The organism is Amycolatopsis sp. lyj-23 (assembly GCF_046549135.1).
Taxonomy (GTDB): domain Bacteria; phylum Actinomycetota; class Actinomycetes; order Mycobacteriales; family Pseudonocardiaceae; genus Amycolatopsis.
The window spans coordinates 314,674-338,336 of sequence record NZ_JAJPWN010000010.1 but is presented as its reverse complement, the minus strand read 5'-3'; the positions used below and the strand labels follow the sequence as shown (position 1 = coordinate 338,336).

Sequence of the window (23,663 nt, the reverse complement as noted above, 5' to 3'; positions counted from 1 at the left end):
CCGAAATTGATCAACGATTTCCCGCACCTGCCCAGCGAATTGCCAACCATCACGCAGGTGGGCGATGTTTTCGGCGTATCACGGGATTTGCCCCTGAACTACGTCGAACGGGACAAGGTCGACAACAAGCTCTTCCTCGCCCTGGCGCAGAACCACCACATCGTGATCCACGGTTCCTCCAAACAGGGCAAGACCTGCCTGCGGAAGTGGAACATCAAAGACCGAGGCCACCCGCTCGTCGCGTGCATCGAAATCCGGACCGTCGCCGAACTCAACGCGGCGATCCTCAAGGCCGTCGGGTACCGGGTCGAAAAGTCGCAGTCGGTGACGGTGTCGGGCAAGCACCGGGTGACCGCGCGGCTGGACGCCAAGCTCCCCCTGCTGGGCAAGGAGATCTCCGGCTCCCTCGGCCGGGAGGCCGAACACGAGCAGAGCCGGTCGACGGTGACCGGCTCCCTGGACCTCGATCTCGAAGACATCAACGACATGATCACCGCCCTCGACTCCGTCAAGACGCGAACGCTGATCGTGCTCGAAGACTTCCACTACCTCCCCAACAAGGTCCAGCACTCCTTCTCGCGGTCGCTCAAAGGCTATTTCGACTACTCGGACCACCGGTTCGTCATCATCGGGGTCTGGCTCGACGACAACAAGCTCCTGCGCTACAACGGCGATCTCGGCGGCCGCATCTCGACCGTCAACGCCGACAAGTGGTCCCGGCCGGAACTCGAGAAGGTGATCTCGTCCGGGGAGGAACTCATCGGCATCTCGTTCCACGACGACTTCAAGGACCACATCCTCGACAGCTGCCTCGACAGCGTTTGGGTCGTGCAGCAGGCGTGTTACCAGGCCTGCATCGAACAGGGCGTGATCAGCGACGCCAACGAAGGCACCGTCGTGGGGTCACTCGAACACGCGAAGAAGCTGATGAACGGGATCGTCCAGGACCAGGCCAGCCGGGCCGACAGCTTCATCGACAGCTTCTCCGCCGGCCCGTCGACCGTGTTGACCAACATCTACCGCTGGACGATCTTCACCGTGCTGGCCTGCGACATCGGCCGGCTCGAAGGGGGACTCAGCGTGGCCGAGATCGCCGACTTCATCGGGACCTTCGGCGCTCCCGTGGACCCGAACCTCAAGGATCTGATCCGCGAGCTCCCCGAAATCTCCGAGTTCCAGATGCACCACCTCGAAATCAGCCCCATCGTCCTGGACTACGACTTCGGAGCGCGCCGCCTCAACGTCGTCGACCGCTCCTTCCTGCTGTGGCTCAGCGGGCAGAACCGGGTGGACATACTGCGGCAGGCCGGGATGCCGGGGAACTCGCTGCGACGCTGGCAGCGCGACGTCCACGACCGGCCGAACAGCCACCGGAAGGGCAAGCCCGCGGCGCACCCGCGGAAACCCGCGGGTGCGCCTTGACGGGTCAGGCTCGCTGCACGTCCAGGGGCAGGTGCCGGACGCTCACGATCACCGACGGGTTCTGGAACACCACCGGTGCGTCCGTGGCCACCGCCATGTCCCGGTAGCGCTCGAACAGCACCTCGAACGCGATCCGGCCCTCCAGCCGCGCCAGCGGGGCACCGAAGCAGAAGTGGATGCCGTGGCCGAACGTCAGGTGGGGGTTGGGGTTGCGGGCCGGGTCGAACGTCTCCGGGCGGTCGAAAAACGCCGGGTCGCGGTTGGCCGCGGCCAGGTCCGCCATCACGATCGAGTTCTCCGGGATGCGGTGGCCGCCCAGCTCGACCTCGCGGGTCGTGCGGCGGCCCAGCTCCGGGAACGGCGGCAACATCCGGAGCACCTCCTCCAGCGCCGGCGGCAGGGCAGCCGGGGAAGAGCGCAACGCGGCCGCCGCCGCGGGGTTGCGGTCGAACGTCACCACCGCGTTGCCCAGCAACGCCGTCGTCGTGATGTGGCCCGCGATCAGCAGCAGCGCGACGAACCCGACGATCTCCTGGTCCTCGAGGCGCTCGCCCTTGAACTCGGCCTCGACGAGCCGGCTCGTCAGGCCCGGGCCGGGGTGGGCGCGGTGGTGGCGGATGTGGTCGAGGATGTAGGCGTTCATCTCGCGGATCGTCGGCGCGATCGCGTCCAGCGCGCGCTGGATGTCTTCCATGTCCGCCGATTCGCCGAGCTGGTCGCCGCTGAAGAGCACCTGGGCCCAGCGGGTGAACAGCGGGCGGTCCGCCACCGGGACGCCGAGCAGCTCGGCGATCACGATGATCGGCAGCGGGTACGCGAGCGCGTCCACCAGGTCGAAGCGGGACTCCCCGGCGACCTCGTCGAGCAGTTCGCCGGTGATGGCCCGGATCCGGGGCTCGAGGCCGGCCACCACGCGCGGGGTGAACGCCTGGCTGACCAGCGTGCGCAGCTTGCGGTGGTCCGGCGGGTCCATCCCGACGAAGTTGCCCTTGCGGAAGGTCTCGAAGTCCTCCTGGACCGGCGTGAGACCGCTGAAGTCCGACGAAAACACGGCCGGGTCGGACAGCACCCGCGAGACGCCCGGGTGGTCGAGCACCCGCCACAGCCCCCGCTCTTCGTCGTGGTGCACCGGATCGCGCTCGCGCAGTTCCGCCGAGCGCGCCAGCAGCTCCTCGAAGGCGAACGCGACGCCGGATTCCTGGGTGGTCATGACGATTTCTCCTCGGTTTTCGTCGATGCCGTCTTCGGTGCGGTCTTCGGTGCGGTCTTCGCCGGTGCCGTTTCGGCGGGGAGCAAGGTGTCGGTGCGGGGGAACCGGCGCAGCGTCGGGCTGATCGTGACGACCAGCGTGACCAGGGCGATCCCGGCAGCGCACAGCACGACGGCGTCCGTGCCGGGGAACGCCTGCACCACCACGCCGCCGAAGGCGGGCCCGGTCGCCGCCGACACGCCGCCGATCACGCCCATCACGCTGGTCAACCGGCCGCGCAGCCGGTCGGGGGTGAGCAGCAGCTGGTAGGTGCCGATCGTCGTGTTGGCCGTCGGCGGGAGCAGGGCCATGGCCACGAACAGCGCGCCCAGCAGGTAGCCGTCGTGGATCACCGCCGCGAGCGGGGTGAGCAGCGTCAGCACCCAGAACACACTCATGATGGACACGTAGGGGCTGAGCCGCCGCTGCAGGTAGGGCGCGATGAGCGACCCCACCACGCCGCCGACGCCGAGCATCGCGGCCATCACGCCGATCTCGCCCGAGGTGACGCCACGTTCCTTGGCCAGCACGATGATGACGATGTAGTAGGCGCTGAAGAAGAAGTTCAGGCTGACCGCGCAGGCCACCGTCACGCGCACGTGCCGCTCGCTCCACACCCAGCGCAGCCCCTCGGCCATTTCCTTGAGGAGGTGGCCGCCCTCGGCCGGCGGGGCCTCGCGCCGCGGTGCCCGGACGAAGGTCAGCGCGACCAGCGAGACCAGGTGCACGAGCACGTCGTAGGCGAACGGGACGGCCCGCCCGACGCCGTAGAGGAACCCGCCGACCGCGGTGCCCGAGAGCTGGCCGAGCGCGCCGCGGGCGGAGTTCATCGCCAGCGCCGTGGGCAGCTGGGCCGCCGGGACCACGCCGGCCAGCATCGCGCCTTCGGCCGGGCCGAACAGCGAACGGCAGCAGCCCATCGCCGCCGCAACCGCGACGACGTGCGGGATGGTCAGCGCGTCCCACCAGATGGCGGCAACCAGGCTGCCCACCGCGAGCGCGTACACCGCCTCGCAGCCGAGCAGGATCTTCTTGCGCTCCCACCGGTCGGCCAGTGCGCCCGCCGGCAGCCCGGCGACCAGCTGGGCCATCGCGTCCACGCCGAGCACGAGCCCGGACAGCGCCGGCGAGCCGCTCACCGCCAGCACCAGCAGCGGCAACGCGATCATCGACGCGCTGAACCCGGCTTCGGACAGCGCTTGGCTGCCCCACAGCAGGCCGTAGTTGCGGTTCCGGGACAGCCGCGTGGTCACCGCCGCTCCTTCCGGCGGGCCGGGGCCTTGGCGTCGGCGGCGATCTGCCGCAGCGCGGCCGCGAAGTCGCCGGCCACCGCTTCGACGGTCCGCCGGTCGTGCCGGGCGGGCTGGTAGATCAGCGAGAACACGAGCTCGCCGTCCTGCACCGCGCCGACCAGGTCGAGCAGGTGCGGGTGGTGCTCGGCCGGGTCGTGGTCGCGGCCCAGCGACCCGCGGACCGCCGCGTAGAGGCTGTCGGCCGCCGTCGTCCCGCCGGCCCCGTCCCACTGCCCGAGGTAGTTGAACGAGATCTCCGGCCGGTGGACGGCGAGCCGGTCCCGGACGTCCGGCTCGCCGAGGTGGCGCAGGGCGCCGAAGCCGAACCCGTTGCCGGGCACGGCCCGCAGCTGCTTGCGGACCGACTTGACGAGCGTCCGCCAATCGGTGTCCTCGACGGTCAGCGCCACCGGGAACAGCGTCGTGAACCAGCCCACCGTCCGGTTGAGGTCGACGCCGTCGAGGACGTCCTCCCGGCCGTGGCCTTCCAGCGCGATCGCCACGTCCGGACGCCCGGTCCACCGGGCCAGCGCCCACGCCAGTGCGGTGAGCAGGACGTCGTTGACGCGCGTGCGGTAGGCCGCCGGTGCCGCGCGCAGCAGGGCGTCGGTGTCGGCGGTGTCGAGCACCACGGTGACCTCCGCCGTGCCCGTGGCGGTGCCGGCGCCGGTGCCGTCGTGGTCGACCGGCAGCGCGCCCGCGGCAGGCAGGCCGGTCCAGTACGCCAGTTCGTCGTCGAAGCCGCCGGCCCGGACGTGCTCGCGCAGCCGGTGCGCCCAGTCGCGGAACGACGTCGTGCGCGGGCCGAGGTCGACCGGGACGCCCCGGGCGGCCTGCCGGTAAGCGGTGTCGAGGTCGTCGAGCAGGATGCGCCAGGAGACGGCGTCGACCACGACGTGGTGCGCGGCCAGGAACAGCCGCGGCCGCCACGCCGGATCGGCGGTGACCAGCACGGCCGCCAGCAGCGGGCCGCGGGTGAGGTCGAACCCGGCGTGGGCGGCGTCGGCGATCCGCTCCAGCGCGGCCGCCCGGTCGGCCGCGGGCACGGCGGTCAGGTCCTCGTGGCGCAGCCCGGGCACCGGTTCGACGTCGGCGTTGTGCTGCTCCCAGCCCTCGTCGGTGCGGGTGAACCGCATGCGGAGGGCGTCGTGGTGGGTCCACACCGCGGCGAGCGCCGTCTCCAGGGCGCCGGCGTCGAAGCCGTCCGCGAGCTCGACGAGCATCGACTGGTTGAAGTGGTGCGGGTTGACGGTGTGGGTGGCGAAGAACCAGTCCTGGATCGGGGTGAGCGGCACCGGCCCGACGACGGGACCGTCCGGCTCCGCCTGCTCGGCCACCGCACCGGCTTGGGGCGCCAGCGCGGCGACGGTCTGGTGCAGGAAGATGTCCTTCGTGGACAGCTGCAGCCCGGCCTGCCGGGCGCGGGACACGACCTGCATGCTGAGGATGGAATCGCCGCCCAGCTCGAAGAAGTTGTCGGCGGTACCCACCCGGTCCAGGCCGAGGACCTGGGCCCAGATCTCGCACAGCACCCGCTCGGCCGGGGTCACCGGCTCGACGTGGCGGGTGGCCGGCTCGGCCGCGGCGGCGACCACGGGCAGGGCACGGCGGTCGACCTTGCCCGACGGCCCCAGCGGCAGCGCGGGCAGCTCCAGCAGCGCCGAAGGCACCAGGTGCCCGGGCAGCGACCGGGCCAGGAACTCGCGGAGTTCGCCGGCGCCGACCGGGTCCGTCCCGGATCCGGCGACGAAGCAGGCGACCAGGCGCTTGTGGCCCGAGGAGTCCTGCTGGACCGCGGCCACGGCGGCGGCCACCCCGGGGTGCCGGGTCAGCGCCGCCTCGACCTCGCCGAGCTCGATGCGGAAGCCGCGGACCTTGACCTGGTCGTCGGCCCGGCCGGTGAACTCCAGCTGCCCGGCGGCGGTCCACCGGACGACGTCGCCGGTGCGGTACATCCGCTCGCCGGGCGCGCCGAAGGGGTTGGCGGTGAACCGGTCGGCGGTGAGGCCCGGCCGGTCGAGGTAGCCGCGGGCCAGGCTCGGCCCGGCGACGTACAGCTCGCCCGCCACGCCGACCGGCACCGGCTGCAGGGCCGCGTCGAGCACGTAGACCCGCGTGTTCGGGATCGGACGGCCGATCGGCGGCGGCGTGCCCGGGACGAGGGGGTCGCTCCAGGTGGCCACGATCGTCGACTCGGTCGGGCCGTAGGCGTTGATCATCCGCCGTCCGGGCGCCCACCGGTCGACGAGCTCCGGGGTGCACGCGTCCCCGCCGACGACGAGCGTGCGCAGGTCGGGCAGGTCCACCGCCGGGACGGTGGCCAGCGCGGCGGGCGGGATCAGCGTGTGGCTGATCCGGTGGGCGGCGAGGAACTCGGCGAGGGGTTCACCCAGCAGCGGCTCGGGCGGGACGACGACGAGCGCGGCCCCGGACGGCAGCGCCAGGCAGAGTTCCAGGATGGACGCGTCGAAGCTGGGCGAGGAATAGGCCAGCACGCGGTCGTTCCCGGTGACCTGGAGGTGCTCGGCTTCGGCCGCGGCGAAGGACGCCAGCCCGGCGTGGGTGACGACGACGCCCTTGGGGCACCCGGTGGAGCCGGAGGTGTAGATGACGTAGGCGGGGTGCTCCGGCCGGACCTCGACCGGCGCGGCGGGCTCGCCTTCGAACAGCCGCGGGTCGTCGAGCGTCAGCACTTCGACGCCCTCGGGCACCGGCGGCGCCAGCTCCGGCAGGGTCAGGACCAGGGCCGGCCGGGCGTCCGCCAGCATGAACGTGATGCGCTCGATCGGGTAGGTCGGGTCGACCGGGACGAACGCGCCGCCCGCCTTCAGCACCGCCAGCTGCGCGACCACGATCTCCACCGACCGCGGCAGCGCCAGCGCCACGATCCGCTCCGGGCCGATCCCGCGCCCGGCCAGCACCCGCGCCAGCCGGGACGCGCGGGCGTCCAGCTCGGCGTAGGTCAGCGTCTCGCCGCCGATCACCGCCGGTGCGTCCGGCGTCCGCCGCGCGCGGTCCGCGATCAGCTCGGGCAGCGTCTGCGGCGGTACCGGGCGGGCCGTGTCGTTCCAGGTCCCCAGGACCAGTTCGCGCTCGGCCGCGCCGATCAGCGGCAGCCGCGCCAGCGGCCGGTCCGGGTCGTCGGCGACGCCCGCGAGCAGGACGCCCAGGTGGGCGGCCAGCCGGTCGATCGTGGCCGCGTCGAACAGGTCCGTGTTGTACGTCAGTGCCGCACGCAGCACTTCCCCGTCCGGCTGGAACTCCAGCGTGAGGTCGAAGTTCGCCGCCGTCGCCGGCTGCGGGAGCTCCTCGGTCTCCAGGCCGGGCAGCTTCGCCGGCTCCCGGGGGCTGTTCTGCAGCACCACCATCACCTGGAACAGCGGGGTGCGGCTCGGGTCGCGGCCCGGCTGGACCGCGTCGACGACCCGGTCGAACGGCAGGTCCTGGTGGTCGAACGCCGCCCGCACGCCGCCGGCGACCTCGTCCAGGAACGCCGTGAAGGCCGTATCCGGACGGACGTGCGACCGCAGCACCAGCGTGTTGACGAAGAACCCGACCAGCCCCTCCAGCTCGGGACGCTCCCGCCCGGAGGTGACCGTGCCGACGGCCACGTCGTCCTGACCGGCCCAGCGGCCGAGCAGCACCTGGCACGCCGCGACGAGGGTGGTGAACAGGGTCGTCTCGCGCTGCCGGCTCACCTGCTCCAGCCGCGCGGTCACCGCCGCCGGGACGACGAGTTCGCGCGTCGCGCCGCGGGTGGTGCGCACCGGCGGGCGGGGCCGGTCGGTCGGCAGCTCCAGCGGGGTGAGGTCGCGCAGGCGCTCGGTCCAGTACTCGGTCTGCCCGGCCAGCACCCGCTCGGCGAGCCGGCCGCGTTGCCAGGCCGCGAAATCCGCGTACTGCACCGGCAGCGGCGGCAGGTCCGCCGGTTCGCCGCGCAGCGCGGCCGCGTAGCACGCGCCGACCTCTTCGGCGATCAGGCCGTTCGACCAGCCGTCGGTGACGATGTGGTGCACGGCCACCGTGAGCACGTGCTCCTGCGGTGCGAGCCGGATCAGCTTCACCCGCAGCAGCGGTCCGCCGGTGAGGTCGAAGGGCTGTTCTCCGTCGGCGCGCAGGATGTCCGCGAGGTCCTCCTCGCGGGCGTCGACGACCGGCAGCGGGACCGGTGACGGCGGGTGCACGATCTGGACGCCGTGGCCGTCGGCCGAGCCGAACGTGGTGCGCAGCGGCTCGTGCCGGGCGACCAGCGCGGTGAACGCCGCGGCGAGCGCGTCGACGTCCAGTGCGCCGCGCAGGCGGACGGCGGAGCTGGTTACGTACTCGGTGCTGCCCGGCTCGAACTCGTCGAGGAACCACAGCCGCTGCTGGGCGAAGGACTGCGGCAGCTCGCCGTCGCGGGGCACCGCCGGGATCGGGTCCTGCGCGGTGGCCCCGACGGTTTCGATGGCGGCGGCGAGCCGGGAGACGGTCGGGTGGGCGAACACCGCCCGCGGCGAGAGCGACACGCCGCATTCGGCCAGCAGCCGGGACACCAGCCGGATGCTGAGGATGGAATCGCCGCCCAGCTCGAAGAAGTTGTCCGTCGCGCCGACCCGGTCGACACCGAGCAGCCGCTGCCAGATCCCGGCGACGGCGCGCTGGGTCGGGGTGGCCGGCTCGACGTAGGGCCGCTGGGCCGCCAGCGGCCCGTCCGGGGCGGGCAGGGCCCGGCGGTCGACCTTCCCGTTGCGGTTCAACGGGAGTTCGGCGAGCACCAGCACCACGGCCGGGACCATGTACTCCGGCAGCGCCGCCGCGGCGTGCGCGCGCAGCTCGGCCGGGTCCGCGGTCCGCCCGGGTGCCGGGACGACGTGGGCGATGAGCCGCCGCGTGCCGGCGCTGTCGGTGTGCACGGTGGCGACCGCCTGGGCGAGGGCCGGGTGCGCGGCCAGCACGGCCTCGACCTCGGCGAGCTCGATCCGGAACCCGCGCAGCTTGACCTGGTCGTCGGAGCGGCCGAGGAACTCCAGTTCGCCGCCGGGCCCGCGGCGGACGACGTCGCCGGTGCGGTACATCCGCTCCCCCGGCGCGCCGAACGGGTCGGGCACGAACCGCTCGGCGGTCAGCCCCGGGCGGCCGAGGTAGCCGCGGGCCAGGCCCGCACCGGCCAGGCACAGTTCACCGGGGGCGCCGGCGGGCAGCGGACGCAGTTCGGCGTCGAGCACGTAGGCGCGCATGCCGTCCAGCGGCCGGCCGATCGGCACCGGCTCGGGCACGTGCTCGCCGGTGATCCGGTAGGAGGTGGCGAAGGTGGTCGTTTCGGTGGGGCCGTAGCCGTCGACCACGACGAGGCCGGGGCAGGCGGCCTGGACCGCCCGGACCACGGCGGGCGGGACGACGTCGCCGCCGGTCCACACCTCGCGCAGGCCGCGCAGGCCGTCCGGGGCGTCCTGGGCGAGCAGCCGGAAGAGCCCGGCGGTCAGCCACGCCGCCGTGACGTCGTGGCTGGACACCGCGCGCCGCAACAATTCCACGGTCAGGTCGGGCCCGTCGGGCAGCACCGTCGCGCCGCCGTTGAGCAGCGGGACCCACAGCTCGTAGGTGGAGGCGTCGAAGGCCAGCGGCGAGTGCGCGAGCACGCGGGTGTGGGCGCCGCCGGCGAACCGGCCGTCCTGGGCCAGCGCGGTGATGTCGCGGTGGCGCACGGCGACGCCCTTCGGGACGCCGGTCGACCCCGAGGTGTAGATGACGTAGGCGAGGTTTTCGGGCCGCACGGACGGTTCCGGCGCGGTGCGCGCCCGCTGTTCGCCCACGGTCCGGACCGGTCCACTGTGGACGGCTTCGGCCGTCGGCACCCAGGTGTCCCCGGCCACCACGACCGACACGCCGGCCTCGGCGAGCACGGCCCGCAGCCGCTCGTGCGGCGCCCGGGTGTCCAGCGGCACGTACGCCGCACCGGCCTTCAGCACCGCCAGTTCGGCGACGACGTGCTCGACCGACGGTTCGAGCAGCAGCCCGATCCGGTCCTCGACGCCGACGCCGAGCTCGGCCAGCCGTCCGGCCAGGTGGTTGGCCCGCTCGTCGAGTTCGGTGTAGGTCAGCGTCCGGTCGCCGGCGAGCACGGCCGGGTCGTCCGGACGGCGCTGCACCTGCTCGGCGAAGAGCGCGGGCACCGTGGCCGGCGTCCCGGCGGCCCGCGGGCCGTGGGCGTCGGCCAGGACGCGGGCGCGTTCCGCCGCGCCGACCCACGGCACGCGGGCCAGCGGCCGGTCCGCGTCCGCGGTGACGGCGTCGAGCAGCAGGACCAGCCGGTCGGTCAGCGCCGTGACGGTCGCGGCGTCGAACAGCGCCGGGTCGTAGGCGAGGTCGAGGGCGAGGCCGTCGTCGAGGGACGCGCGCAGGCACAGCGGGAAGTTCGTGGCGTCGGCCGAGGCGACTTCGACGACCCGCGGCGCACCCGCGGTGGCGGGCTCGCTGATCGGGTAGTTCTCGAAGACGACCATGCTGTCGAACAGGTTCTGCCCCGCGGGGACGTCGCTGAGCGGGCGCAGCCGGGCCAGCGACACGAAGTCGTGGTCGCGGGCCTCGCTCTGGGCCGTCTGCAGCTGCCCGAGCCACCGCGCGACCGGCTGGCCGCCGTCCACCCGGACGCGGGTGGGGATGGTGTTGATGAACAGCCCGATCATGGTCTCGACGCCGGCCAGGTCGGCCGGGCGTCCGGAAACCGTGGTGCCGAAGACGACGTCACGGTCGCCGGAGAGCATCGCGAGCAGCAGCGCCCAGCCGCCCTGCACGACGGTGTTGACGGTCAGGCCGTGCGCCCGGGCGAAGTCCCGCAGCCGCAGCGTCGCGGCCGGCGGCAGCTCGACCCGGACCGAGTCGGTGGACCGGGACTGGTGGGCTTCGGCGGGCGGGCGGTCGTAGGGCAACGCCGTGGGCGCGTCGAAGCCGGCCAGGGTGTCCCGCCAGAACTCGTCGGCGGCGGCCTGGTCGCGAGCCGCCAGCCAGCCGAGGTAGTCCCGGTACGGGCGCCGGGTGACCAGGGCGGGCCGGACACCCGCGGTCGCGGCCGCGTACAGCTCGCAGGCCTCGGCGAACACCTGCGCGGAGCTCCAGCCGTCGAACAGCACGTGGTGGGACGTCCACACGAGGTCGACTTCGTCGCCGGGCAGGGCGGCGATCGTCAGCCGGGTCAGCGGGGCCCGCGTCAGGTCGAACGGGACCGCCCGGTCGGCCGCCAGCGCCTCCGCCAGCGCGGCTTCCCGCTCGGCCGGGCCGAGGTCGCGCCAGTCGTGGTGGGTGACCGGCAGGGTCGCCGTGCGGTCCACCACCTGGACGGGTTCTTCGACGCCGGTCCAGACCAGCCGGGTGCGCAGCACCGGCGTCCGGTCGAGCACCCGCTGCCAGGCCGCGGCGAGCGCGGCCGGGTCGGCGACGCCGCCGAGGCGGATGCGGACCTGCTCGAAGTAGGCCGGGGAGCCGTCGTCGACCAGGGTGTGGAACACCATCCCGGCCTGCAGCGGCGTGAGCGGGTAGACGTCCTCGACCGCGCGGCCGTCGCCGGCCACGGTGTCCAGTTCGGCCGCGCTCAGCCGGGCCAGCGGGAAGTCCGACGGCGTGCGGCCGCCGGCCTCCGGGGTGGCGCAGTGCGCGACGATCTCGCGCAGCGCCGTGAGGACCTGCTCGGCCAGCCCGCGCACGGTGTCCTCGCGGTGCACGCCGGGCGCGTAGGTCCAGGACAGTTCGAGAGCACCGCCGTCGACGATGCCGACGACGTCCAGCAGCGCCGTGCGCGGCCGCCCGGGGTCGATGTCGTCGCCGAGGTCGCCGCCCCAGCCCCGGTACAGCCCGCCGTCGTCGCCGCCGGCGGTCCACTGCCCGTGGTAGTTCAGGGAAATCTGCGGCACCGGGCCGTCGCGCAGCGGCGAGTCCGGGGTCAGCCACCGCAGGGCGCCGTAGCCGAGGCCCTTTCCGGGGATGGCCCGCAGCTGTTCCTTGACCGCCTTCAGCGTCGGGCCCCAGTCCCCGGCGTCCGGGAGGGTGAGCGCGACCGGGTATTCGGCGGTGAACCAGCCGACCGTGCGGGAGAGGTCGAGGTCGTCGAAGATCTCCTCGCGGCCGTGGCCTTCCAGCGACACCAGGACGCGGTCGCGGCCGGTCCAGCGGGCCAGCACCCGGCCGAGCGCGCTGAGCAGGACGTCGTTGATCTGTGTGCGGTAGACGTCGGGGACCTGGTGCAGCAGGGCGTCGGTGGTGGCGGGGTCCAGGCGGACGGTGACCGTGCGGGCACTCCCGGCGGTGTTCTCCCCCGCCGCGTCCACCGGCAGGTCCGGCTCGATTCCGTCGAGCACTTCGGTCCAGTACGGCAGTTCGGTCTCGAAGCTGTGCCCGGCGAGGCGATCCGCCCAGCGGAGGAAGCTGACCGGCGCCGGGCCGAGGTCGATCGGCCGGCCCGCGACCGCTTGGCGGTAGGCGGTTTCCAGTTCGTCGAAGAGGATGCGCCAGGACACGCCGTCGACCACCAGGTGGTGGACGACCAGCAGCAGCCTCGGTGGCTGCCCGGGCGAGGTGATCAACGCGGGCGCGACCAGCGGCCCGTTCTCGACCGACAGGGAGGCACGAGCTTCGGCCGCGACCGCGCTGGTGCCCACTTCGGACACGTGCCGCAGGGTGGGGATTTCCGCGTCGGGCCGGAATTCCTGCTGCCGGCCGTCACCGACGCGGGTGAACCGGGTGCGGAGGGCGTCGTGGTGCGCCAGCACCGCCGCCAACGCCGTTTCGAGGGCCGCAACGTCCACGTCCGGGTCGAGTTCGGCGAGCGTGGACATCGTGAAGTGGTCGTGGTGGCCGGTCTCGAAGAACCACCGCTGGATCGGCGTGAGGGGCGCCGCGCCGGTGAACCCGGTCTCGGGCTCGGCGGCGGCTTCGGCGCCGGCGACGAGCGCGAGCTCGGCGATGCTCTGGTGGCGGAAGACGTCCCGCGAGGTCAGGCGCAGGCCGTGCCGCCGGGCCCGGGAGACCACCTGGATGGACAGGATCGAATCTCCGCCCAGTGCGAAGAAGTTGTCGTCCACGCCCGGTTCGGCGGTGCCGAGGACCTCGGCCCAGATCGACGCGAGCAGCCGTTCGGTGTCCGTGCGCGGAGCGGTCCGGCCCGCGGCCGGGGCCACCGGCACGGCGGGGGCGGGCAGCGCGCGGCGGTCGACCTTGCCGCTGGTGGCCAGCGGCAGCCGCTCGAGGGGGACGAACACCGTCGGCACGAGGTGGTCGGGCAGGGTGGCCTTCAGCGCCGTCCGCAGCCGCGCCGGGTCGGCCGGGACGCCGTCGGCGACGACGTAGGCGACCAGCCGGGCGTGGCCGTCGTCGTCGCGGGCGACGACCACCGCGTCGGCGACCTCGGGCAGGGCACGCAGGGCCGCTTCGACCTCGCCGGGCTCGATCCGGAAGCCGCGGATCTTGACCTGGTCGTCGACGCGGCCGAGGTACTCCAGGTGGCCGTCGGCGGTCCAGCGGGCGCGGTCACCGGTGGCGTACACCCGGCTGCCGGGCGGCCCGAACGGGTTGGCGCGGAAGCGGTCCGCGGTCAGCCCCGGCCGGTCGAGGTAACCGCGGGCCAGCTGCACGCCGGCCAGGTACAGCTCGCCGGGCACGCCGATCGGAGCCGGGCGCAGCTGCTCGTCGAGGACGTAGGCGCGCACGTTCCCGAGCGGGCGGCCGATCACTTCGCGCGCGGTTTCGCCGATCCGGCACAGGGTGGCGTCGACCGTGCACTCGGTCGGGCCGTAGAGGTTGAACGCGGTGACGCCGCCGAGGTCGCTCAGGTCGCGCCAGAGCGCCTCGCCGACGGCTTCCCCGCCGATCAGCAGCACCGAGGGGCGGTGGTCGCCGAACCCGGTGTCCAGGAGGTGGCGGACGAACGACGGCGTCGAGTTGACCAGGTCGATCCGGTGCTCGCGGACGTAGCCGGCGAGCACGGCCGGGTCGAGCCGGGTGTCGGCGTCGATCACGTGCAGTTCGTGCCCGGCCGTGAGCGCCAGCAGCACGGTTTCCCAGGACGCGTCGAAGGTGAACGCGGCGGTCAGCGCCACCCGCAGCCGGTCCTTGCCGGCCGCGGCGGTGAACCGGTCCGCGTGGTCGACGGCGAAGTTGGCCAGCGAGCGGTGGGTGACGACCACGCCCTTGGGCGTCCCGGTCGAGCCGGAGGTGTAGATCGCGTAGGCGGCGTGGTCCGGGCTGATCGGTCTGCGGAGGTCGGTGTCCTCCGCCTCGCCGGCCACCGGTTCGGTGACCACCAGGACCGGCCGGGCGTCGGCCAGCAGCGCCTCCCGGCGCCGGGCGGGCAGCTCCGGGTCCAGGGGCAGGTAAGCCGCACCGGCCTTGAGGACGGCCAGGAGGGTGACGACCGAGTCGGCCGAGCGCGGCAGGGCGACGGCGACGAGCCGCTCGGGCCCGGCACCGCGCTCGACGAGGACGCGCGCGATCCGGTTGGCCCGGGTGTTGAGCTCGGCGAAGGTCAGCGTCGTGCCGCCGGACACGACCGCGGTCGCGTCCGGGGTCCGGGCGGCCTGGGTCTCGAACAGCTCGACGACCGTGGCGTCCGGCACCGGGCGGTCGGTGGCGTTCCACGTCCCGACGACGAGGTCGTGTTCGGCCGCGGGCAGCGTCGGCAGCGCGTCGACGGGCGTGCCGGGCTCGGCCGTGACGGCGGTGAGCAGGAACGTGAGGTGCTCGGCGAAGCGCGCCATCGTCGCCGCGTCGAAGAGGTCGGTGTTGTAGTTCAGCAGGCCGCGCAGGCCGTCCGGGCGCTCCTCGAATTCGACGCTCAGGTCGAAGCCGGCGGTGGTCATCGGCAGCGTCAGCTCGCTTGCCGTGAGCCCGGCGAGGGCGGGCAGGCGGTTGCCCGCGTTCTGCAGGGTGACGAGGACCTCGAACAGCGGGGTGCGGCTGGGGTCGCGGTCGGGGCTCAGCTCGTCGACGATCCGCTCGAACGGCACTTCCTGGTGGGCGAAGGCGTCGAGGACGGTCCGGCGGACGGCCCCGAGCAGTTCCCCGAAGCTGCGGCGTCCGTCCACTTGCGACCGCAGCACGACGGTGTTGACGAAGAGGCCGACGATGTCCTGGACCTCCGGGTGGTCGCGGCCGGAGGTGATCGTGCCGACGGCGACGTCGTCCTGGCCGGACCAGCGGCGCAGCACCAGCTGGCAGGCCGCGACCAGCGCCGTGAAGAGCGTCGTGTCGCGGTCGTGGCTCAGCCGGCGCAGCCCGGCGAGGGCCTCGGCGCCCAGGGTGAACTCGTGTTCGGCGCCGTTCGACGTCCGGGTGGCCGGGCGCGGGCGGTCGGCGGGGAGGTCGAGCGGGCGGAGGCCGTCGAGCTCGCGCCGCCAGAAACCCAGCTGCTCGTCGAGGAATTCGCCGGTGAGGCGCTCGCGCTGCCACGCAGCGAAGTCGGCGTACTGGACCGGGAGCGCGGGCAGCTCGGCCCGCTCGTCGCCGTAGCGGGTGGCCAGCTCGCCGACCAGGACGCCCATCGACCAGCCGTCGGTGATGATGTGGTGCAGCGCCAGGACCAGCGCGTGGTCGTCCGGGGCCAGCCGGACGAGCCGGGCGCGCAGCAGCGGGCCGCGGGCCAGGTCGAACGGCCGGGCCAGGTCTTCGGCCAGCAGCCGCTGCAGGTCCTCGGGTCCGGTGGCGTCGGTGACCGGCAGCGCGAGCTGCCACGGCTCGCCCACTTCCTGGCGGGGCCGTCCGTCGGTGGCCGGGAAGGTGGTGCGCAGCGACTCGTGCCGGGCGATCAGCGTGGTGAGCGCCCGGGCCAGCGCGTCCGGCCGCAGGGTGCCGCGCAGCCGCACGCCGAAGACCGTGACGTGGTCGGTGCTGCCGGGTGCGAAGTCGTCGAGGAACCACAGGCGCTGCTGGGCGAAGGACAGCGGCAGCTCGCCGTCGCGGCCCACCGGCGTGATCGACGCCGACAGCGGCGTGGCCGACGCGGCCGGCAGGGCTGCGGCCAGTGCTTCCACCGTCGGGTGGTCGAACACCGTCCGCGGGGACACCTCGACGCCGAAGGCCTCGCGCAGCGCGGAGGTGAACCGGATGCTGAGGATGGAATCCCCGCCCAGCTCGAAGAAGTGACCGTCGGCGCCGACGCGTTCCAGGCCGAGGGTGGCGGCCAGGACCGCCGCGACCGTGCGTTCGGTCTCGGTGCGGGGTTCGGTGAACCCGGCGCTCTCCGCGGCCGTCGCGGCCGGGGCGGGCAACGCCCGCTGGTCGAGCTTTCCGTTGCGCGTCAGAGGAAGTTCGCCGAGGGTGACGAACGCCGACGGCACCATGTAGTCCGGCAGTGTGCGGCCCAGGTGCTCGCGCAGCCGCGCCGCGCTCGGCGGGGCATCGGGTGTCGCCGGCACGACGTAGGCGACCAGCCGCTTGCGGCCGGGTTCGTCCTCGCGGGCCAGCACCGCCGCCGAGCCGACTTCCGGCAGGGCGAGCAGGGTCGCCTCGATCTCGCCCGGTTCGATGCGGAAGCCGCGGATCTTCACCTGCTGGTCGGCGCGGCCGTGGTAGCGCAGGGCGCCGTCGCGGGTGCGGGAAACGCGGTCGCCCGAGCGGTACATGCGGGAGCCGGGGGCGCCGAAGGGGTCGGCGACGAACCGGGCGGCGGTCAGCCCGGGGCGGCCGAGGTAGCCGCGGGCCAGGCCGTCGCCGGCCACGTAGAGCTCGCCCGGCACGCCCGCCGGGACCGGGTTCAGGTCGGCGTCGAGGACGTACCCGCGCAGGTCGGGCAGGACGTCGCCGATGACACCGGGCGTGTCCACATCGGACACCAGGTCGTGGTGGGTGACGTGCACGGTGGTTTCGGTGATGCCGTACATGTTCACCAGCCGCGGCGCGCGGTCGCCGTGGCGGGCGAACCAGCCGGTCAGCCGGCGCGTGTCCAGTGCCTCGCCGCCGAAGACCACGTACCGCAGCGCGAGCCGGGCGCCGGGGTCGTCCTCGTCGGCGCGGACGAGCTGGTAGAACGCCGACGGCGTCTGGTTGAGCACGGTGACCCGCTCGTCGGCCAGCAGGCGCAGGAACTCCCGCGGCGAACGCGACACCGCGTGCGGGACGACGACGAGCCGGCCGCCGTGCAGCAGCGGTCCCCAGATCTCCCACACGGAGAAGTCGAAGGCGTAGGAGTGGAACAGCGTCCAGACGTCGTCGCGGCCGAACTCGAACCGGGCGGCGGTCGCGGCGAGCAGGCGGGTGACGTTGCGGTGCGGGATCACCACGCCCTTGGGCAGCCCGGTCGAGCCGGAGGTGTAGATGACGTAGGCGGGGTGGTCCGGGGTGCAGCGCAGCGGCGGGTCGGTGTCCGGGCCGGTCTCGACGTCGACGTCCTCGGGCTCCAGCACGGCGACCGGGTCGGTGTCGGCGAGCATCCGCTCGACGCGTTCGGCCGGGATGGCCGGGTCGATCGGCAGGTACGCGGCCCCGGCCTTGAGTACGGCCAAGATGGCAACGACCTGCGCGGCCGAGCGCGGCAGGCGCAGCGCGACGAACCGTTCCGGTCCGGCGCCGAGCGCGATGAGCCGGTGCGCCAGGCGGTTCGCCCGCGCGTTGAGCTCGGCGTAGGTGAAGCCGGTGCCGTCCGCGGTGAGCGCGACCGCGTCCGGGTTCGCGGCGACCTGGGCGGCGAAGGCCTCGGTGATGGTCGGCGCGGGCAGCGACACGGGCTCGGCAACGGCCAGCCGGGCGTGGTCGTCGGCCGACAGCCACGGCAGCCGGGCGATCGGGCGGTCCGGGTTCTCGGCGATCCCGAGCAGCAGGGTCTCCAGCCGGGCGGCCAGCGCGGCGGCGGTTTCCTCGTCGAACAAAGCCGGATCGGTGGCGAGCTCGAAACCCAGTTGCCGGTCGACGTAGGCGCGCAGGGTGACCGGGAACGTCGTGGCGTCGAGCGCGGTCACCTCCCGCAGGGTGACGCCCGCCTGCGCGGCGGCGTTCTCGTCGAAGGGGTAGTTCTCGAACGCGACCATGCTGTCGAACAGGTTCTCGCCCGACGGGACGTCGCTGAGCGCCCGCAGTTTCCCGAGGGCGACGAAGTCGTACCGGCGCGCCTGGTTCTGCTCGTCCTGCAGCCGCTGCAGCCACGTCAGCACCGGCTGGCGGCTGTCGATCTGCGTGCGCGTCGGGACGGTGTTGATGAACATCCCGATCATGGTTTCGACACCCGGCAGGTCGTCGGGACGGCCGGAGACGGTGGTGCCGAAGACGACGTCGGACTCGCCGCTGGAGTGGGCCAGCAGCAGCGCCCACGCGCCCTGCACGAGCGTGTTGACGGTCAGGCTGTGGCGGCGGGCCACGTCCCGCAGCCGAGCGGTGTCCGCTGCGGACAGAGACGTCCGGGTGGTCCGCGACGAGCGCGTCCGGTGGGCCCGGTCCGGCGACCGGTCCGCGGGCAGCGGGGTCGGGGCGGCGAACCCGGCCAGCACCGCGCGCCAGTGGTCCTCGGCCGCCGTGACGTCCTGGGCGGCGAGCCAGCCGAGGTAGTCGCGGAACGGCCGGTGGGCCGGCACCCGCGGCGCCCGGTGTTCGGTCAGGGCCGCGTACTGCTCGCACACCTCGGTGAAGATCTGCGCGAGGCTCCAGCCGTCGAGGACGATGTGGTGCGAGGTCCACATCAGCAGCACGCGGTCGTGGGTCAGCGCGATGATGGCCAGCCGCATCAGCGGCGCGGTTCTCAGGTCCAGGCGGGTGGCGGCGTCCGCGGCCGAAAGCCGGTCCAGCTGGTCGTCCTGCTCGGCTTCGGACAGCCCGCGCCAGTCGTGGCGGGTGATCGGCACGACCGCCCGGTGCCGCACGACCTGCAGGGGTTCCTCGACGCCGTCCCAGACCAGTTCGGTCCGCAGGACCGGGGTCCGGTCGGCGACCTGCTGCCAGGCCTGGGCGAACGCGTCGGGGTCGCGGACGCCGTCGAGCAGCATCCGGGCCTGGTCGACGTAGGCGTCGGCGGTGGGATCGAGCAGGCTGTGGAACAGCATGCCGGCCTGCAGCGGGGTCAGCGGGTAGATGTCGTCGACCTCGCGGCCGTCGCCGGCCAGGCGGTCGACCGCCGCCTGGTCGAGGCGGGCCAGCGGGAAGTCCGACGGCGTGCGGCCGCCGCTGCCGGGCCGCGCGCAGTGCGCGACGATCTCGCGCAGTGCCGTCAGCATCGCTTCGGCCAGGTCGCGGACGGTGTCCTCGTCGTTGACCCGGTCGGAGTAGGACCACGACAGCGACAGCTCGCCGGACTCGACCACGCCGGTCACGTCGAGCTGGTAGGTGCCGGCCTCGTCCGGGGCGATGTCCGCGCCCGGGCTGTCGTGCCGGCCGCGGAACAGGCCGTCGGCCACGCCCTGGGCGTCCCAGCGGCCGTGGTAGTTGAAGCAGATCTGCGGCAGCGGGAACGCCTGCAGCGCGTGGCCCGGCGCGCCGGGCTCGCCGAGGTACCGCAGCGCTTCGTAGCTGAGGCCCCGGCGCGGCACGGCCCGCAGCTGTTCCTTGACCGCCTTGAGGGTGGCGCCCCAGTCCCCCGACGGCGGCAGGTCGAGCGCCACCGGGAACTGCGTGGTGAACCAGCCGACCGTGCGGGAGAGGTCGACGCCGTCGAGGACGTCCTCCCGGCCGTGGCCTTCCAGCGCGACCAGGACGCCGTCCTCGCCGGTGCGGTCGGCCAGCGCGCGGCCGAGCGCGCTCAGCAGCACGTCGTTGACCTGGGTCCGGTAGGCGGCGGGCACGCGGTGCAGCAGCGCGTCGGTGTCCTCGGCGCCGAGGGTGACGGTCAGCGTGCGGACCGAGCCGGTGGTGCCCGCGCCCGCGTGGTCGGCCACCAGCGCCGCCGGCACCCGGCTCGCCACGCGCGTCCAGTGCTCGAGGTCGTCGTCGAACCCGCCCGCGCGGACGTGCTGCTCGAGCAGGTGCGCCCACTGGGTGAACGGCGTCGCCGTGGCCGCCAGCCGGACCGGCGCACCGGCGACGACCTGGTTGTAGGCGGTTTCGAGGTCGCCGAGCAGCAGCCGCAGCGACACGCCGTCGGTCACCACGTGGTGCGCGGCCACGAACAGCAGCGGCGGCCGGGTGCCGCGGGCGAGGAACGCCGCGCCGATCAGGGCGCCGGTGGCCAGGTCCAGGCCGGCGCGCACCTGCGCGGCCGCGGCCTCGATGCCGGCGCGTTGCCCGGCGTCGCCGAACGAGGCCAGGTCGCGGATCCGCAGGATCCCGGTCGGCGGCTCCGGCAGGACCTCCTGCCGCCACTGGCCGTCGACGGTGAAGAACCGGGTGCGCAGGGCGTCGTGGTGGGCGACGACGGCGTCGAGCGCCGTCCGCAGGGCCTGCTGGTCGACGGCGGCGGGCAGTTCCAGCAGCTGTGACATGGTGAAGTGGTTCAGGGGCCCGTGGGTGGCGAAGAACCAGTGCTGGATCGGGGTGAGCGGCGCCGGTCCGGCGACCGGCCCCGCCGCCGGGGCGTGCACCGCCGCCGGCTGCACGGCGGTCGCGAGCCCGGCGATGGTCTGGTGCAGGAAGATGTCCCGCGAGGTGAGCCGCAGGCCGGCCTGGCGGGCCTGGGCGACCACCTGGATGCTGAGGATCGAGTCGCCGCCGAGGCCGAAGAAGTTGTCTTCGACGCCGATGCGGTCCTGGCCGAGCACCTCGGACCAGATGGCCACCAGCTGGTGTTCGACGGCGGTCCGCGCCGGCACGTAGGTCCGGCCGCCGTCCGACGGCGCGTCGGGGGCCGGGAGGGCCCGGCGGTCCACTTTGCCCTGCGGGGTCAGCGGGATCGCGTCGATCGGCACGAACGCCGAGGGCACCAGGTAGTCCGGCAGCGTGGCCCGCAGGGCGGCCCGCAGCCCGTCGGCGGTCGGCGGGACCTCGCCGGCGCCGACGACGTAGGCGACCAGCCGGGCGTGCCCGCCGTCGGGCCGGTTGGCGACGACGACGGCCGCGGCGACGTCCGGCAGGCGCACCAGCGCGGCCTCGACCTCGCCCGGTTCGACGCGGAAGCCGCGGATCTTCACCTGGTCGTCGAGGCGGCCCAGGTACTCCAGCTGCCCGTCGGCCGTCCAGCGGACGCGGTCGCCGGTGCGGTACATCCGCTCCCCCGGCGCGCCGAAGGGGTTGGCGACGAAGCTGCCGGCGGTGCGGCCCGGCCGGCCGAGGTAACCGCGGGCGAGCTGGGCCCCGGCGAGGCACAGCTCGCCGGGCACGCCGGTGGGCACCGGCCGCAGGTCCTCGTCGAGGACGTAGGCGCGGGTGTTGGCCAGCGGGCGGCCCAGCACCGGGCGGGCCGTCTCGCCGACCCGGCAGGAGACGGCGTCCACTGTGTACTCGGTCGGGCCGTAGAAGTTGTGCGCCACCGTCACTTCCGCGGCGGCGAGCTCGCGCCAGAGCGTGTCGTCGAGGGCTTCGCCGCCGAGCATCAGGATCTTCGGCCGGTGCCGCGGGTCGGTCAGCAGCCCGGCGGGGATCAGCCGGCGCAGGTAGGTCGGGGTGAGGTCGAGGAAGTCGATCCGGCGCTCGGCGATGTAGCCGACCAGCGCGTCCGGGTCGAGCCGGACGTCGCCGCCGATCAGGTGCAGCTCGTGGCCGTCGGCCATGAGCAGCGGGCCTTCGAGGGACGTGTCGAAGGAGAGGGTGGCGGTCAGCGCCACCCGCAGCCGCCGTCCGGGCGGGGCGAAGTCGTTGCGGTGGTTGAAGAGCAGGTTCGTCAGGTTGCGGTGCGGGACGGCCACGCCCTTCGGGCGGCCGGTCGACCCGGAGGTGTAGATGACGTAGGCGGTGTTGTCCGGTCTCAGTGGCGCGATGCGGTCGGCGTCGGTGAGGTCCGTGGCGGCGTGGTCCGCTCTTGCCGCGGCGATGTCCGCCGGGCCGAGGACCAGTTCGGCGCCGGAGTCCTGCAGCAGCAGCTCTTTCCGGTCGGCCGGCAGCTCCGGGTCGATCGGCAGGTACACCGCGCCCGCCTTCAGCACGGCGAGGAAGCCCACGATCGCGTCGGCGGTGCGCGGGAGGGCGAGGGCCACGACCCGTTCGGGCCCGGCGCCCAGGGAAACGAGGTGGCGGGCGAGGCGGTTCGCCATCGCGTTGAGCTCGGCGAAGCTCAGCGCGATGTCCCCGGCGACGAGCGCGGTCTCGTCCGGGCTGCGCTGGGCCTGGGACTCGAACAGCTCGGTGAGGGTGGCCGCGGGGACGTCCAGCGCGGTGTCGTTCCACCCGGTGAGCAGGCGGCTTTCCTCGCCGGCGGTGAGCAGCGGCAGCTCGCCGACGGGCCGCTGCGCGTCGGCGGCGATCGCGGTCAGCAGCACGGTGAGGTGCTCGCCCAGCGCGACGGCGGTCCGCTCGTCGAACAGGTCGGTGTTGTACTCCAGGGAGCCTTCGAGCGCGTCCGCGGCCGGCTGGAACTCGACGGTCAGGTCGAAGTTGGCCGCGCGGCGGGCCACCTCGACCGGCTCGGCGGTCAGCCCGGCGAAGTCGACGGGCCCGCCCTGGCTGCCGTGCAGCAGCACCATCGCGTCGAACAGCGGGGTGCGGCTGGGGTCGCGCTCGAGCCGCAGCGCCTCGACGAGCTTTTCGAACGGGGCTTCGGCGTGCTCGAACGACTCCAGCACGGTACCGCGGACCGCGTCGAGGAACGTCCCGAACGGCGCGGTCCGGTCCACAGTGGACCGGATGACCACGGTGTCGACGAAGAACCCGACCGTGCGCTGCAGCTCCGGCCGGTTGCGGCCGGAGACCACGGTGCCCACGGCGATGTCGCTGCGGCCGGTGTAGCGGGCGAAGAGCACCTGGCAGGCCGCCACGAGCACGGTGTACAGCGTCGTGTCGTGGACGCGGGCCAGCTCGGCCAGCCCGGCCGCGACGGACGCCGGGACGCTGAAGCGGTGTACGGCCCCGGCCGTCGTGCGGACCGCGGGCCGCGGCCGGTCGGCGGGCAGGTCGAGGGGTTCGACGCCGGCCAGCTGCGTCGTCCAGTAGGCGAGGTGCCGGTCGAGCGCGGGTCCGGCGAGCCGGTTCCGCTGCCAGACGGCGAAATCGGCGTACTGGACCGCCGGCTCGGGCAGGTCCGCGGGTTCGCCGCGGACGGCGGCCGCGTACAGCGCCCCGAGCTCGCCGACCAGGATGCCCATCGATTCGCCGTCGGTGACGACGTGGTGGGCGGTGATCAGCAGGACGTGGTGCTCCGGCGCGACCCGCACCAGCAGCAGCCGCACGAGCGGGCCGCGGCGGAGGTCGAACGACCGGCTGTACTCGGTCTCGAGCACGTCGTCGAGGTCGGCGGGCCGCAGCGCGGGATCGGCGGTGAGGTCGACCGTGCGCACCGGGACCTCCGGCACCGGGTGGACGACCTGCACCGGGCTGCCGCCGGTGTCGTCGATCGTCGTGCGCAGAGCCTCGTGGCGGGCCACCAGCTGCGCCAGCGCCCCGGTGAGCGCACCGGTGTCCAGCGGCCCGGTCAGCCGCAGCGCCACGGCGCTGTTGTACTCGGCGTCCCCCGGGCGGAACTCGTCGAGGAACCACAGGCGCTGCTGCGCGAACGACAGCGGCAGGGCGTGCTCCCGCGGCGCCCGGCCGATGACGTCGGACCGCTCCGCCCGCCCGGCCAGGCGGCGCTTGAGCGTCTCCCGCAGTTCCGCGGGCAGCGCGTCGATGCGGCTCTTCCTCGAGGTGGTCATTGCTTCCGTTTCCTCACAACACGAGTCGGGGTGGGA

4 protein-coding genes are annotated in these 23,663 nt (G+C 73.9%); 1 reads left to right on the top strand and 3 read right to left on the bottom strand.

Going from position 1 to position 23,663, the window contains the following annotated elements:
* The first annotated feature begins 57 nt into the window (after positions 1–57).
* The gene (locus tag ACLJPY_RS26220; RefSeq protein ID WP_410592320.1) at positions 58–1,422 is read left to right on the top strand and encodes a hypothetical protein; all 1,365 of its coding nucleotides are present in this window, start codon (positions 58–60) and stop codon (positions 1,420–1,422) included.
* Positions 1,423–1,426: 4 nt separating this feature from the next.
* Here the strand turns inward: ACLJPY_RS26220 and ACLJPY_RS26215 are convergent, their stop codons facing one another.
* From ACLJPY_RS26215 to ACLJPY_RS26205, 3 genes are read right to left on the bottom strand one after another with little or no spacing between them, the layout of a single operon-like run.
* On the bottom strand, positions 1,427–2,632 hold the full coding sequence (locus ACLJPY_RS26215; protein WP_410592318.1) for a cytochrome P450: 1,206 nt from the start codon (positions 2,630–2,632) through the stop codon (positions 1,427–1,429).
* Complete coding sequence (locus ACLJPY_RS26210; protein WP_410592317.1) at positions 2,629–3,924, bottom strand: MFS transporter; 1,296 nt, start codon at positions 3,922–3,924, stop codon at positions 2,629–2,631. The genes ACLJPY_RS26215 and ACLJPY_RS26210 overlap by 4 nt, the downstream gene beginning before the upstream one ends.
* Positions 3,921–23,627 carry a non-ribosomal peptide synthase/polyketide synthase gene (locus ACLJPY_RS26205; protein WP_410592315.1) on the bottom strand — a complete coding sequence of 6,569 codons (19,707 nt, stop codon included), beginning with the start codon at positions 23,625–23,627 and terminating at the stop codon, positions 3,921–3,923. Before ACLJPY_RS26205 ends, ACLJPY_RS26210 begins: the two co-directional genes overlap by 4 nt.
* Between the last annotated feature and the right edge of the window lie 36 nt (positions 23,628–23,663).

Coding starts and splice junctions, on each gene's coding strand:
- ACLJPY_RS26215 (WP_410592318.1), bottom strand. CDS start 2,632: ATGACCACCCAGGAATCCGGCGTCGCGTTCGCCTTCGAGGAGCTGCTG.
- ACLJPY_RS26205 (WP_410592315.1), bottom strand. CDS start 23,627: ATGACCACCTCGAGGAAGAGCCGCATCGACGCGCTGCCCGCGGAACTG.